Below are 15,306 nucleotides of genomic sequence, written 5' to 3' on the forward strand. Positions count from 1 at the left end.
GATAAACACTCACTTAGTGATATAACAATTTATTTAAAGAAAAATTTCTCTATTCAAATGAAATATTTTATATTTGTAGCGAAAGGGTGGTTAAGAAAATGAGTACCACCCTATTTTTATTGTTTAACCATAAAAATGCATACATTATGAATTTAACACACATCGAGCATTTAGGCATTGCCGTAAAAAGCATCGAAGAATCACTTCCATATTATGAGCAAGTTTTAGGCCTAAAGTGCTATTCTGTCGAAGAAGTTGCTGACCAAAAAGTAAAAACAGCATTTTTTAAAATAGGACAAACTAAAATAGAACTCCTTGAGCCAACCAGTGAAGAAAGTACCATAGCCAAATTTATTGAAAAACGTGGAGAAGGTATCCACCATATAGCATTTGCAACTGATAATGTTGCTGACGCTTTAGCTGAAGCTGAAAGCAAAGGTGTGCGTCTAATTGACAAAGCTCCTCGAAAAGGTGCAGAAGGCCTGAATATTGCTTTTCTCCATCCTAAATCAACTTGCAGTGTGTTGACAGAATTATGTGAAGACCCGAATAAAAAATAAACTAAAACATAAATACCATGAGTAATCAACTTGAAAAAGTAAAAGAACTCATCGCACTTCGCGAACAAGCCCGTTTAGGAGGGGGAGAAAAAAGAATCGAATCTCAACACAAAAAAGGCAAATATACAGCTCGTGAACGTATTGCCATGTTGCTTGACGAAGGTTCGTTCGAAGAAATAGATATGTTCGTCCGTCATCGTTGTACAAACTTTGGTATCGACAAAGACAGTTATCTGGGAGACGGCGTTGTTACGGGAACTGGTACCATAGACGGTCGCTTAGTATATGTATTCGCCCAAGACTTTACTGTATTCGGAGGTTCTTTGTCTGAAACTTTTGCTATGAAAATATGCAAACTGATGGACCAAGCAATGAAAATGGGTGCTCCAGTTATTGGTATTAACGATTCTGGTGGAGCTCGCATACAAGAAGGAGTAAATGCCCTTGCCGGTTATGCAGAAATTTTTCAACGTAACATTTTGGCATCTGGGGTCATACCCCAAATATCTGGTATTTTCGGGCCATGTGCCGGAGGGTCAGTATATTCACCTGCTCTGACCGACTTTAATATCATGACTCGCGGAACCAGTTACATGTTCCTGACCGGACCTAAAGTCGTAAAAACCGTTACCGGAGAAGATGTTACCCAAGAACAACTGGGAGGAGCCAGCATACATTCTACAAAATCTGGAGTAGCTCATTTTGCTGTAGACACTGAAGAAGATGGACTAAATCTCATTCGTCATCTCCTTAGTTTCTTACCTCAAAATAATATGGAAGAACCTCCCCTTATGTCATGCGAAGATCCTATAGACCGTTTGGAAGACGGACTAAACGATATAATTCCTGATGATCCGAACAAAGCATATGACATGTATGAAGTTATCGGAGGAATTATCGATAATGGCGAATTTCTTGAAGTGCATAAAGATTATGCACAAAATATTATCGTAGGTTTCGCTCGCTTTAATGGACAGGCTGTCGGTATTGTTGCCAACCAGCCTTGTAAAATGGCCGGAGTTCTCGACATTAATGCATCCCGCAAAGCTGCTCGTTTCGTGCGTTTTTGTGATGCATTCAATATACCCTTAGTCACCTTAGTCGATGTTCCAGGATTCCTACCAGGAACCGGTCAAGAATATGGAGGAGTAATCTTGCATGGAGCAAAACTCTTATATGCCTATGGTGAAGCTACTGTGCCAAAAGTAACGATAACTTTACGTAAGTCTTATGGTGGTGCGTATTGCGTTATGAGTTCCAAACACCTTCGAGGAGATATTAATTACGCGTGGCCAACTGCTGAAATTGCAGTCATGGGACCTGCTGGAGCCGTTGAAATTATCTTTGCTAAAGAAGTCGCAGCTTCAGAGGATCCTAAATCTACCGCAGCCGAGAAAGAAGCAGAATATAAGAAAGCTTTTGCCAATCCTTACAATGCTGCTCGTTACGGATACATAGATGATGTTATAGAACCACGTAACACTCGATTCCGTATTATCCGTGCTCTGCAACAGCTACAAACCAAAAAGCTTTCTAATCCGGCAAAAAAACACGATAATCTGCCATTATAACCTATTAAAAACATAAATTATGATAAGGAAAATAATAGGAAGTATAATACTGAGTATCGGGCTGGCCAGTGGGACTTATGCACAATCGACATCAGCACTTCGTATCAATGAGGTCTTGACAAACAATGTCTCAAATTACATGGATCCATTCGGAAATCGAGGTGCTTGGATCGAAATATATAATAATTCTGCTGGGACGGTACAAATGGCTGGATGCTTTATTACCAACGATAAGAACAATCCCAAAAAATATATGATTTCAAAAGGAGACCTAAGGACTCAAATAGGTCCTCGACAAGTCGTTTTACTTTGGGCAGATTCTTATCCTCACCACGGTACATTCCACACTAATTTCAGCCTCGACCCAGATAAAGAAAATTATATAGCTCTTTACGACGCAAGCGGTAAAAACTTAATAGACGAAGTTACTGTTCCGGTGCTGGAAGCCGATCAAAGTTTCGGTGCACCACAAGACGGAGCAAGAGATTTGAAAATTCTACCACATCCAACTCCTGAAGCTTCGAATTTTGTTATTAATAACAATCCGAAAGTTGACAAATTTGCAGAACATGACCCTAACGGTATAGGTATGGCTGTAACAGCAATGTCTGTAGTTTTTTTAGCTCTAATATTGCTTTATCTCGTTTTCCGGGTAATTGGAAAAATCTCAGTCAGATTAAGTACTAAACGAGCTATGAAGGCTCAAGGTATTTCAGGCAAAATAAAAGATGCAAGAGAAGAATCCGAAATACCAGGAGCTGTATTAGCCGCAATCACAATGGCATTAAATGAACATCAAGGCGGAGATCATGATTATGAAGAAACTGTGTTGACTATCCATAGAGTTACTCGTAATTACTCTCCTTGGAGCTCAAAAATATACGGCTTACGTGAAGTTCCTCAAATAAAAAAGAGATAATTTGAATAACTAAGATACTCTCTACAAGCAGAAGATATTTTTAGAGTGTCAAATATAAAATATGCAACATGAAAGACTATAAATTTAAAATAAACGGTAATCTCTATAAAGTTTCAGTAAACAGCGTTGTAGATAATATTGCCGAAGTTGAGGTAAACGGAACCCCTTATAAAGTTGAATTAGATAAACCTGCTAAAAAACAAATACGTCCATTAAAACGTCCTCAAGCTGCTCCTACTACTCCAACCGGAGAACCAGTAGTCAGTCGCCCCTCTTCACCCAGTGCTGCAGGAGCTGTCCGGACACCTCTTCCCGGTGTAATATTGGAAGTTAGCGTTAAAGTTGGAGACACTGTAAAACGCGGTCAGAAAGTCATGATACTGGAAGCCATGAAAATGGAGAATGTCATCAATGCCGACCGTGATGGGAAAGTGATAGAAATCAAGGTTAATAAGGGTGATTCAGTTCTCGAAGGTGCCGATTTACTAATTATAGAATAAGCGTATGGAAAATGAATTTATTCAATTCCTAAGTGGAAATATAGAAGAGTTTCTTACCTATACGGGATTTGCAAATTTCGAAATAGGGAACCTCATCATGATTATATGTGGTATCATTTTCATTTATCTTGCTATTGCTAAAGAATTTGAACCGATGCTGCTTATTCCCATTGGATTCGGTATACTGATAGGCAATATACCATTTAAAGATGCTGGATTACAATTAGGAATATATGAACAAGGGTCTGTCCTCAACATATTATACCAAGGAGTAACTCAGGGCTGGTATCCCCCTCTGATTTTTTTAGGCATTGGAGCTATGACGGACTTCTCCGCTCTTATTTCCAATCCTAAACTAATGCTCATTGGTGCAGCAGCCCAATTCGGTATCTTTGGAGCTTATGCTATTGCTTTAGCTATGGGATTTGAACCTAACCAAGCAGGTGCCATTGGTATTATTGGAGGAGCCGATGGTCCTACAGCTATATTTTTATCTTCAAAGTTGGCGCCTAATCTAATGGGAGCAATTGCCATCTCAGCCTATTCATATATGGCTTTAGTTCCCGTAATACAACCACCTATTATGCGGCTACTAACCACTAAAAAAGAGAGGCTTATCCGTATGAAACCACCTCGTGTAGTATCCCATACAGAAAAAGTTATCTTTCCGATTGCCGGATTGTTATTGACCTGTTTCCTTGTTCCATCCGGTCTTCCTCTTTTAGGTATGTTATTCTTCGGAAATCTATTAAAAGAAAGCGGAGTAACTCGTCGTTTAGCAGAAACAGCCCGTGGTCCATTAATCGATGTCATTACCATTTTGTTAGGACTTACAGTAGGTGCATCCACACAAGCCTCTCAATTCCTAACAGCCAACTCGGTAAAAATCTTCATTTTAGGGGCAATTTCCTTTATTATTGCTACTGCCGCAGGAGTTCTGTTCGTTAAATTTTTCAATCTATTCTTGAAAAAGGGTAATAAAATCAATCCTCTAATTGGAAATTCTGGTGTATCAGCAGTTCCTGACTCGGCGCGTATATCCCAAGTTATCGGTTTAGAATATGACCCGACAAATTATCTTCTTATGCATGCTATGGGCCCAAACGTAGCCGGAGTTATTGGGTCGGCCGTTGCTGCCGGAATTTTATTGGGATTTTTAGCTTAAAAAAATAATTAAAAAAACAAAAATCATAGAGAGTAAATACTCTCTATGATTTTTGTTTATCCATAATATCCTCACCAAATCGTTTATCTCTCATATATAAAACTTAAAATCCCCATTTTTGGGTATTGTTTACTCTTTTTGCCAACCATAACTTTGTATTATAAAAAAGATTTAAACTCCTTTTTTAATGCAAATACCCAAAGACAACATACGAAACAATATTCTTAAAGCTGCAGAAAATATATTTTTGGAAAAAGGATATTCAAAAACTTCCATGAGAGAAATTGCAGCAAAATCAAATGTCGTACTTAGCAATATTTATAATTATTTTAAAAACAAAGACGAAATATTTTGCCAGATTGTAAGACCGGTAACTTATGCATTTGATAAGATGCTCCACGAACATCATGGTCATAGTAGTGCCGACATTTTAGAGTTATATTCTGACTCATATCTCCTTTACGTTATCCAAGAATATATATACATAATACATCAACATCGTAATTTGTTGAAAATTTTATTTTTTTGTTCACTAGGTTCCTCCTTAGAAAATTACAAAGAAGACTTTACCAACCGTTCTACACTTTTAGTAAAAGACTATCTTCAAAATATGAAAGCCAAACATCCTCAACTAAATATTGATATATCAGATTTCTCAATCCACTTACATACCGTATGGATGTTCACACTGTTTGAGGAAATTATTATGCATAAAATAAGTCCTGGAGATACAGAACAAATTATAAAAGAATATATACAATTCGAAGTAATAGGATGGAGAGAGCTTATGAAAATATAAGTTCTCTTTTTTTTTGAACAAAATAGAACATCGTTCATTTTTGACAAACTAAAAATATATATAAATGAAAGAAAAATTTGAATTCCAAAATGTAGTTGCAGAGACATTACTCATTCCTCTTTACATGCGGGCAAAGGAAAGCAAACGCAAAAGTCAAGACATCATCATATCAGACCCTCTTGCCGAGAGTTTGGTAAATAATATTGACTATGATTATTCAAAATTTGACAATGCTTGGATGAGTGCCTTGGGATGTGTTATCCGAGGACGCTTATTCGACCAAAAAGTTCAAGAATTTATTTTGAAAGAAGAACACCCCATAACCGTAAATATCGGATGTGGTTTAGATACTCGCTACCAAAGAATAAAAGAACGAAAAAATTGTATTTTTTACGAAATCGACCTTCCTGAAGTAATAGCCATACGAAAACATTTTATCCCAGAACCCAAAAATGATTTTTATATAGAGGGCTCAATTTTGGAAAATAACTGGATGGATAAATTAAAGGAAAAACATCCCGACAGCCATTTTATTTTCACTATGGAAGGTGTTATGATGTATTTTTACGAAAAACAAGTTATAGATATTCTAAAAAATCTGGCTAATCGCTTTCCTGGCGGAGAAATTTATTTCGATGTATGTGGCCCGATGATGGTAAAAACCAAATTAAAACCAGATTCCTTACGCAAAAATGAGGCTCAAATACGAAGCGGAATTTCCAATGGGAAAATAGTAGAAAAATGGGTTCCTCAACTCGAAATAACAGGACAATGGTTATATCAGAATTATGCCAAAAAACGTTGGGGAGTATCCGGTTATATCTTCCGGATGTTTCCGAAATTTACTTGCAAATTCAGTTCTATATTAGGGTATAAAATAAAAAAATAATGAAAAAGAAAACAGGAATTGCCCGGCTTTTCGAAATCGCCGGCGAACGTAAAGGTTTATTGATTCTATCTGGTATATTATCAGCGGGAAGCGCTGCATGCATGCTTATACCATATCTGGCAGTGTATCAAATACTGAGTAAATTACTATATTATAATACCGATTTGAATCATATAGACAGTAATATATTGATACATTGGGGGTGGATCGCATTTATTGGCCTAATAATAGGTTTAATCCTTCTCTATGCTTCTCTAATGTTTTCCCATGTTGCAGCCTTCCGTATTCTTTACGGACTACGTATAAAACTTGCGGAACATCTCGGAAAACTTTCGTTAGGCTATCTGAACAGTTCCTCAACAGGGGCCATAAAAAAAACAATGGAACAAAATATTGAAAAAATAGAAACTTTTATTGCACATACCATTCCTGATTTAGTAAACGTAACAGCTACTGTAATATTAATGTTCTTCATTTTTTTCTCGCTTAACGGCTGGATGGCTACCATTTGTCTCACTTGTATTATACTAAGTATAGGGCTACAATTCGCTACATTCTTTGGGAAGAAGGCAAATGAATTTATGAAAACATATTTCGATACCCAAGAACAAATGAGTGCTTCTGCTGTCCAATATGTAAGAGGAATGCCAATAGTTAAAATCTTTGGACAAAGTGTCCGTTCCTTTTGCCAGTTCAATGAAGAAATCGAAACCTACAAAAGATACGCCCTGAAAGTATGCGATACTTATCAACCAGGAATGATTACATTTACAGTACTACTTAATTCTCTTGTCACATTCATTATACCAGCTGGATTACTACTACTAAGTGGCAATCCTGAAAACATAGCTTTAGCCACCGTTTGGCTTTTTTTTATTATTATGGGACCCGGTGTAGCATCACCGATTTACAAACTTACATTTTTAGGGTCTGGCACAAAAGAAATAAACGAAGGCGTCAATCGCATTGATAATATCTTTGCTGAAAAGGTTGTTTCAGAAACTCCATATCCTAAAATACCAACATCTTATGATATAGAATTCAAAAATGTAAGTTTCGCATATAAAAACATAAAAGAGGGTACCAGAACAGAAGCCCTGAAAAATATTTCATTCGTTGCGAAACATGGAGAAATAACTGCTTTAGTAGGTCCTTCAGGCTCTGGAAAATCAACAATTGCCAACTTAATACCCCGTTTTTGGGATATTATTTCTCAAGGAGAAATATCTATCGGAGGTATCAATATCAAAAATATCGAAACTCGCCAATTAATGAACATGGTCTCCTTTGTTTTTCAAGATACATTTTTGTTTTTCGACACTTTATATGAAAATATTCGAGTAGGGCGTCCCGATGCCACTCAAGAAGAAGTCATCGCTGCAGCACAAGCCGCCCAGTGCCATGACTTTATCCAAAATCTGCCCAATGGATATAATACAACTATTGGAGATACAGGTGTATACCTATCTGGAGGAGAAGCCCAACGAGTATGTGTTGCAAGAGCTATACTGAAAAATGCTCCAATACTGGTTCTTGACGAAGCAACAGCTTTTGCTGACCCTGAAAACGAATACAAAATGCAGCAGGCATTACAACATTTAATAAAAGATAAGACCGTTATTATTATTGCACACAGATTATCATCCATTATATCTGCACAACAAATCTTAGTATTAAAAGATGGTACATTGGTACAACAGGGGCGCCATGAAACACTAAGTACAATAGAAGGAGTTTATAAAAAAATGTGGAATGCCTATACTGAAGCTTTCGCTTGGCAATTAAATAACAATCAAAAATAAACTAAAAATCATGAATGCAATAAAAAATATTTCGGTAGGTCATACCGAACGACTCTATAAACCAGTGGGTTATACTATGCTCGCTAACTTGGTCAACATTATTCCGTTTTGTCTTTCCATAGAAGCTGTAAATGTCATATTCCGAGCTTTCGACGGGACCAATACATCTCTTGACATAACTCGGTTATGGTCTATATTCATTATATTAGTCCTATATATGATTATTATGGCTATAGCAGAACGTGCCTCCTATCGAGCCAATTTTCGTGGAGCGTATGAAATGAGCGCAGAAGGACGCATTAGTCTGGCAGAGCATCTCAGAAAACTGTCCTTAGGATTTTTTTCTCGTCATGATCCGGGGGATTTATCGTCCATGTTAATAACAGACTTTGCCATGGCGGAAACAGGTATTTCCCATCATTTACCACAGTTAATGGGAGCATTAGTTATGCCAATATTAGCTTTTTTCACTTTACTTTGGATAGATTGGCGTATGGCTATAGCCATGTTTATTGCCTTACCTCTGGCTATAGGTATCCTCTTGATAAGTACAAAAGTACAACAAAAACTAAGTAATAAACAAATTGAAGCTAAAATCAATGCTGGTAATCGGTTAGAAGAATATTTACAAGGCATTCGTGTTATGAAGGCCTATAATTTGGTAGGCGACAAATTCATTCGACTCAAAGATGCCTTTTCTCAATTGCGGCGTGCCTGTATCCGACAAGAAGCTATCCTCGGTCCATTCATACTATTTTCTGTTACTGTGATTCGCTCTGGCCTGACTCTAATGATACTATGTGGCACATACCTGCTCATCGGCGGAGATATTTCAATACTGACCTTCGTTTTATTCCTTATCGTAGGATCAAGAGTATTTGATCCACTAACTTCAGCCTTAACTAACTTCGCTGAATTTCGTTATTTCTCTATTGCAGGAGGCCGTATTCTTCAATTGATGAATGAACCAGAAATGACAGGAAACAAAGAAGCTCCCCAATGTGGAGATATAATTTTCGAACACGTATCATTTAAATATCAGAAGAAAGAGGTTCTTCACGACATCAATACATCTATGCATCAAGGGACATTAACAGCTTTAGTAGGACCTTCTGGTAGTGGGAAAAGTACATTGATGAAGTTATGTGCCCGGTTTTACGACCCTCAACAAGGGAAAGTATTGTTTAATGGAATCCCTATGTCAAATATTGACCCAGAATCTCTAATGAAACATATCTCCATGGTTTTTCAGGATGTTTATTTGTTCAAAGATACAATCAAAAATAATCTTCGATTTAGTAAACCCGATGCAACTGATGAAGAAATAATAGCTGCTGCTAAAAAGGCCTGTTGCCATGAATTCATCTTAAAGCTTCCCAATGGTTATGATACGATGGTTGGTGAAGGAGGGTGTACCTTATCCGGAGGAGAAAAACAAAGGATATCCATTGCAAGGGCTATCTTAAAAAATGCGGAAATTGTACTACTGGACGAAGCAACTGCCTCTCTTGACCCTGAAAATGAAGTTGACGTGCAAAATGCTATAAATTCCCTCATTACAGGACGAACCGTTATAGTTATTGCCCATCGCTTAAAAACTATCAAAAATGCAGATAAAATCATCGTATTGGATAAAGGTCTGATTGTTGAACAAGGTACACATAATGACTTGATAAATAAAAATGGACTATATTGCAAACTTTGGACAATTCAGGAAAAAACAGCCGGTTGGAAACTATGATGGCACACTTCTATTTCCATCTGTCCAACGTAATATGTTAATAAAAAAATATGCAACCAAGTTGCATAAAAAATCCTGTATATTTGTATCAAATTTATACAAAATCAAACGTATAAATTGTCTAAATTATTAGCCATGTCAACAGATCAATGTGTAGACAAATTAAAGAACAGGGGTATAAAACCAACGGCAGCTCGCATCATAGTTTTCAAAGAACTGTCCAAGCAGGAAAGTCCGGTATCTCTTCTTGAATTAGAAACTTTAATCGACACACTCGATAAATCTACTATCTCTCGGACTTTATCAGTACTCCTTGAACATCACGCTATTCACGCATTCGAAGACGGAAGTGGATCTACTAAATATGAAATATGTACCAGTGAAAGCAATTGCCCGATACAAAACCGACATATACATTTTTTTTGTGAAGAGTGCCGGCATACATTCTGTCTGGACAACATACATATTCCCATAGTACAACTCCCTCAAGGTTTCGTCATGGATAGTATCAACTATACCGTTAAAGGTATCTGCCCTTCTTGCAACTCAAAACGGTAAGATACAAGAAACGATTAACAGCTTTCGAAAAATAAATTTACCCTTACCATATATTTGTGGTAAGGGTACATTTATTAAAGCCGACTCTTTCGAGGACCGCAGCTTATTACATGCTACCTGCACGCAATATATTTGCAACAAAGTTGCATATTCCAAACTATATCTTTGTATCAAATCAAAAAACAGAAAGATTATGGAAACAATGCAACACCACTGTGAACACATGCATTCCTGCTGCCACAGCAAGCACCATGAAGACTCACACGAATATACAATTTTTATACTCCCTATTATTTCGTTTTCTCTTTTAATAACAGGGATAATATTACAACATCAATCTACTTGGTTCCAAAATACAAATATTCAATTTATATGGTTTTTATGTAGCTTCTTACCGGTAGGTTTTCCTGTAATGAAAGAAGCATGGAAAAGTTTTTTGACAAAAGACTTATTTAATGAATTTTCATTGATGGTTATTGCCTCTGTTGGCGCATTTGCTATCGGAGAATATCCCGAAGCTGTAGCTGTCATGTTATTTTATACAATCGGAGAAATATTGCAAGATAAGGCCGTCGACCGAGCAACACGAAATATCCGGCAACTACTTGACGTACGACCCGAACAAGTTGAAGTCTTTCGTAACGGTAGGTACCACACCGTCTCACCTCGTGAAGTAAAAATCGGAGAAATCATTGAAATAAAACCTGGAGGACGTATCCCACTAGACGGTATATTGAAAGATTCTCAGGCGATTTTCGATACTTCAGCGTTGACAGGGGAAAGTGTCCCTCGGACCATATCTAAAAATGAAGAAGTTCTTGCTGGAATGATTATCTCTGGACAGGCTGTCCACATCCAGGTTTCAAAAACATACGAAAATAGTTCTTTAGCCCGTATATTAGAATTAGTCCAAAATGCTTCAGAACGAAAAGCTCCCGCTGAACTATTTATCCGCAAATTTGCACGAATCTACACTCCTGTTGTCGTCTTGTCAGCTCTCCTTATCATTATTATCCCTGCTCTTATTTCTATCATAAATCCATCATTTCATTATATCTTTAATGATTGGTTATATCGAGGGCTGGTATTTCTTGTCATATCTTGTCCTTGCGCTTTGGTCATTAGTGTTCCATTAGGTTATTTCGGAGGAATCGGTGCCGCCTCTCGAAATGGAATATTATTTAAAGGCGGAAATTTTTTGAATGCTATTACCCATATCAATGCCATAGCTTTTGACAAAACAGGAACATTAACAACAGGCAGTTTCGAAGTAATCTCCGTAGCACATGAAGGAATAACTCAAGAACAACTGCTTTACTTTATTTCATCAGTAGAGCAAAAAAGCAATCATCCTATAGCCCAAGCTATAGTCCATTATGCAAAAAAGCAAGGAATCGAAATATCAAACGAAAACTCAATACATGAATTAAGTGGATTGGGAATTGAAGCTGAAATAAACGGAAAAAAAATCCTTGTCGGAAATGCCCGTTTGATGAAAAAATACCAAATCAATTTGCCCCAAGAAATTCAAAACTGTACATCTACAATTGTTCTTTGTGCTGTCAACGAGAAATACGTAGGTCACTTATTGTTATCTGATACATTGAAAAATGATGCTTGCAAAGCAATAAAAAATATTCGAAAACTTGGTATTTCCGATATTCGATTATTATCTGGTGACAAAAAGGAAATTGTAAATAATTTTGCTTCTCTGTTAGGAATAGATAAAGCATTTGGAGATTTATTACCTGAAGATAAAGTTCATTATTTAGAACAAATGACAACTGAACCCAATAAATCTGTCGCATTCGTCGGTGATGGAATGAACGATGCCCCCGTATTGGCATTAAGTGATGTCGGTATAGCAATGGGAGGATTAGGATCAGATGCCGCTATTGAAACAGCCGATGTAGTCATACAAACAGACCAACCGTCAAAGGTTGCGACAGCTATATCTATCGGTTACGCAACAAAACGCATCATAATGCAAAATATTGTAGGGGCTATCGGAGCCAAATCACTTATATTATTAGCCGGAGCTTTTGGTTTTGCAACATTATGGGCTGCTGTATTCGCTGATGTCGGAGTTGCTTTGATTGCAGTCCTCAATTCAATGAGAATTCTAAAGATGAAGTTTCAATAAAAAATCCTACAGAAAATTCTTTCAATAAGCCATTTATCCATACCCAAAGAGGCTGTCTAAAAAGTCGGAAAGTTTAAATTTAAACTTTCAATTTAGAATTGACAGGGTTCGATTATAATAAAGAGTGCCACTTTTACCTATGAAAATTAGGTGTAAAGTGGCACTCTTTATTTATTCTGTTATAATTTGTAACTTTTGCCAATTCAGTTTTGCCTTTTTAGACAGCCTCTTTATACTAAGGGACTAACAATAATTCATAATCTACAACCCCAAGCCAACGGCCAAATTTAAAACCGACTTTTTCAAAATGAGAAACCTGTTTAAATCCTAATTTCGAATGCATCAAGATACTTGCTTCATTTCCTTCCGTAATACATGCAATCAGTGCATGATAACCTTGTCTGCAACACTCCCCAATCAATCTTTGCATCAGAGACGTACCTATGCCTTTTCCTTTGTGTTCGGGAGATAAATATACCGTCGTCTCCAATGTATGCTTGTAAGCATCCCGTTCTTTCCATAAATGAGCATAGCAATACCCTAAAATTTCTCCATCCTGTTGCTCATAAACATAGTACGGAAAATGTGCCGAAATCTCTACAATACGTGATTGCATTTCTTGTAATGATAAAGGTTCCGTCTCAAATGAAATTACGCTATGCTTGATATATTCGTTGTAAATATTTGCTATAGCTCTCGCATCTTGAAATTTTACCGTCCTAATCATACAATCCATTTTATCTTTTTATAATACTAATTCTCGAAAAAGGCATTCAAATGTTTTATCAAGGTCTATCGAGAATCCCGGATGAGGTCGTGACGTTTGTATGGAAGTACTACGCATTGCAGTAAGCCAACGAAAACGCTCAGGAATATCAAACGAAGCAATAACCCCACCTTCTTTTTCACCACTACATATCCTTTCAAATACGCGTAAATGGCAGCACAATGATTCTATATCGGTATCCGGAGCAAAAAAAGCTATTTTTTCTTCATCAATATGATATGCAACCCGAATATACTTCTGTCGTTTCGAAAAAAGAATAATACCTACATTTATAAATTCCTCTCTTTCGATACATGGCACAAACCGAATGATGGCATATTCATACAAGTGTTTTTCTGGCATACAAAGCTTCTTTTACAAATATATCTGAATTAGCAATTCTCTCTGTCAGAAAATGATAATATACATCCCTTATTTCCTCTGAAGTCAATTGCGCATCACTCCAACATAACCAATCATCAGGAATAAGCTCTACTATAGCTTTAACCTTATCTGAAGTAAGACACTCTTTCATTTGAATATCTATCTTGTCAATACATCCCGCTTGTGGCAACAATACATGTTCTCTGACCTGTTTAAAAGAACTTAAAACATGAGTCGGCCAATTGTCCCAAGTATAATGAAAATATAGAGATGAACCAAAATCTATTAACCATAACTCCTTATGCCACATAAGCATATTCGTATTCTTTACTGTACGATCGATATTTGTCAGCAAGGCATCTATCCATACAATTTTTGAAGCGAGCTCTGAATTTACATTATCAGCTAACGAATCAAATGTAAAAGCTCCAGACAAAAAATGCAGTCCTAAATTCAAACCCCGACTTGCCTGCAACAAATCCTGTATTTCTTCATCCCCTTCTGTACGGCCAAAAGCTTCATCCAAATTAAGAAAAACAAGTTCAGGAACTCGCAAACCTGTCACTCGTGCCAATTCTGCTCCCAGCAATTCTGCAATAAGAGCTTTAGTTCCATGACCGGCTCCTCTAAACTTCAATACATATTTAAAACCATCATCAGCTTCCGCCAATGCGGGTAAGGAACCACCCTCACGTAAAGGCATTATATATCGTGTTACGTTAGCTGTACGTAATTCCATATTTGCTATCTTATCCATATAACAAAAATACGAATAAAAAAGAAATAATATAACTATTCTTATTCAAAACCAAAAAACTTTGAAACAAAAGATGTAGAGAAATAGATAACTCTCAATTCTATAAAACAAGATTAAAAAATCTCATTACTACATATTCCCCCAAATATGCTTATTACACACAAAACGGTTGATATTCATACTCTACGACACGAGATTCAGCCAAAGAAGTCTGAACATCAATGAGACGCTGATTACTACTCCCCCGAAATAACAAAGATACATCTCGAAGCCCTTGAATAAATGGACCATCTACCAAAACATCAATAAAAGGCAATATAGCTGCTAACCGGGGAGTCCGAGAAACAACTTCATAACGATAGCCCGTATAGCACCAAATATTTTTTCCTGTTTCTTTTTTGATTCTCCGAGCAAGGCAAGTAAAAGCTTCAGGTTGATACAAAGGATCTCCGCCACTAAAAGTCACATCAGCAAAATCTGATGATTTAATAACAGACATAATATAATCTAAAGAAACCACTTTCCCTTGTTCTATATCCCATGACTCAGGATTATGACACCCTGGACAACAATGAGGACACCCGGCAGAATATATAGACGTCCGCAAACCTGGCCCATCAACTACAGTATCCTCGAGAATATCAACTATCACCAACGAATCATACATTTCTTTATCCATCCCCTATACCTTTTAAACCTTATACTATAAAGTATCATCCCTTATTGAAGTAACAGAGACAATACTTTTTATC

At 36.9% G+C, this 15,306-nt stretch carries 15 protein-coding genes; 11 read left to right on the forward strand and 4 right to left on the reverse strand.

Annotated features, from left to right (window positions below; translation table 11 throughout):
• The first annotated feature begins 146 nt into the window (after positions 1–146).
• The 11 genes from mce to BN2628_RS06505 all read left to right on the forward strand — a co-directional run bounded on the left by mce (position 147) and on the right by BN2628_RS06505 (position 12,647).
• The gene (mce, locus tag BN2628_RS06455) at positions 147–560 is read left to right on the forward strand and encodes a methylmalonyl-CoA epimerase (RefSeq protein WP_021931522.1); all 414 of its coding nucleotides are present in this window, start codon (positions 147–149) and stop codon (positions 558–560) included.
• A gap of 17 nt (positions 561–577) precedes the next feature.
• Complete coding sequence (locus BN2628_RS06460) at positions 578–2,131, forward strand: acyl-CoA carboxylase subunit beta (protein WP_021931521.1); 1,554 nt, start codon at positions 578–580, stop codon at positions 2,129–2,131.
• 19 nt (positions 2,132–2,150) lie between these two features.
• Positions 2,151–3,050 carry an OadG family transporter subunit gene (locus BN2628_RS06465; RefSeq protein ID WP_021931520.1) on the forward strand — a complete coding sequence of 300 codons (900 nt, stop codon included), beginning with the start codon at positions 2,151–2,153 and terminating at the stop codon, positions 3,048–3,050.
• Between the two features lie 68 nt (positions 3,051–3,118).
• Complete coding sequence (locus tag BN2628_RS06470; RefSeq protein ID WP_021931519.1) at positions 3,119–3,550, forward strand: biotin/lipoyl-containing protein; 432 nt, start codon at positions 3,119–3,121, stop codon at positions 3,548–3,550.
• A 4-nt stretch (positions 3,551–3,554) separates the two neighbouring features.
• Positions 3,555–4,715, forward strand: a complete 1,161-nt coding sequence (locus BN2628_RS06475; protein ID WP_021931518.1) for a sodium ion-translocating decarboxylase subunit beta — start codon at positions 3,555–3,557, stop codon at positions 4,713–4,715.
• A 187-nt stretch (positions 4,716–4,902) separates the two neighbouring features.
• Positions 4,903–5,514 carry a TetR/AcrR family transcriptional regulator gene (locus BN2628_RS06480; RefSeq protein ID WP_021931517.1) on the forward strand — a complete coding sequence of 204 codons (612 nt, stop codon included), beginning with the start codon at positions 4,903–4,905 and terminating at the stop codon, positions 5,512–5,514.
• Positions 5,515–5,578: 64 nt separating this feature from the next.
• Positions 5,579–6,403 (forward strand): class I SAM-dependent methyltransferase, encoded by an 825-nt coding sequence (locus BN2628_RS06485; RefSeq protein WP_021931516.1) that lies wholly within the window; start codon positions 5,579–5,581, stop codon positions 6,401–6,403.
• Complete coding sequence (locus BN2628_RS06490) at positions 6,403–8,205, forward strand: ABC transporter ATP-binding protein (RefSeq protein WP_021931515.1); 1,803 nt, start codon at positions 6,403–6,405, stop codon at positions 8,203–8,205. The genes BN2628_RS06485 and BN2628_RS06490 overlap by 1 nt, the downstream gene beginning before the upstream one ends.
• A gap of 10 nt (positions 8,206–8,215) precedes the next feature.
• Complete coding sequence (locus BN2628_RS06495) at positions 8,216–9,946, forward strand: ABC transporter ATP-binding protein (RefSeq protein ID WP_021931514.1); 1,731 nt, start codon at positions 8,216–8,218, stop codon at positions 9,944–9,946.
• Positions 9,947–10,081: 135 nt separating this feature from the next.
• Positions 10,082–10,504 carry a Fur family transcriptional regulator gene (locus BN2628_RS06500; protein ID WP_021931512.1) on the forward strand — a complete coding sequence of 141 codons (423 nt, stop codon included), beginning with the start codon at positions 10,082–10,084 and terminating at the stop codon, positions 10,502–10,504.
• A gap of 193 nt (positions 10,505–10,697) precedes the next feature.
• Positions 10,698–12,647 (forward strand): heavy metal translocating P-type ATPase, encoded by a 1,950-nt coding sequence (locus BN2628_RS06505; protein WP_055096552.1) that lies wholly within the window; start codon positions 10,698–10,700, stop codon positions 12,645–12,647.
• Between the two features lie 235 nt (positions 12,648–12,882).
• Here the strand turns inward: BN2628_RS06505 and BN2628_RS06510 are convergent, their stop codons facing one another.
• From BN2628_RS06510 to nrdG, 4 genes are all read right to left on the reverse strand, one after another.
• On the reverse strand, positions 12,883–13,374 hold the full coding sequence (locus BN2628_RS06510) for a GNAT family N-acetyltransferase (protein ID WP_055097119.1): 492 nt from the start codon (positions 13,372–13,374) through the stop codon (positions 12,883–12,885).
• An 18-nt stretch (positions 13,375–13,392) separates the two neighbouring features.
• Positions 13,393–13,776 carry a DUF3037 domain-containing protein gene (locus tag BN2628_RS06515; RefSeq protein WP_021931509.1) on the reverse strand — a complete coding sequence of 128 codons (384 nt, stop codon included), beginning with the start codon at positions 13,774–13,776 and terminating at the stop codon, positions 13,393–13,395.
• On the reverse strand, positions 13,754–14,536 hold the full coding sequence (locus BN2628_RS06520; protein WP_055097121.1) for a HipA family kinase: 783 nt from the start codon (positions 14,534–14,536) through the stop codon (positions 13,754–13,756). The genes BN2628_RS06515 and BN2628_RS06520 overlap by 23 nt, the downstream gene beginning before the upstream one ends.
• 172 nt (positions 14,537–14,708) lie before the next feature.
• Entirely contained in the window at positions 14,709–15,233 is a 525-nt protein-coding gene (gene nrdG / locus BN2628_RS06525) for an anaerobic ribonucleoside-triphosphate reductase activating protein (RefSeq protein WP_021931507.1), read from the reverse strand.
• Between the last annotated feature and the right edge of the window lie 73 nt (positions 15,234–15,306).

It is taken from the genome of Gabonia massiliensis, assembly GCF_001403595.1.
GTDB lineage: Bacteria > Bacteroidota > Bacteroidia > Bacteroidales > Coprobacteraceae > Coprobacter > Coprobacter secundus.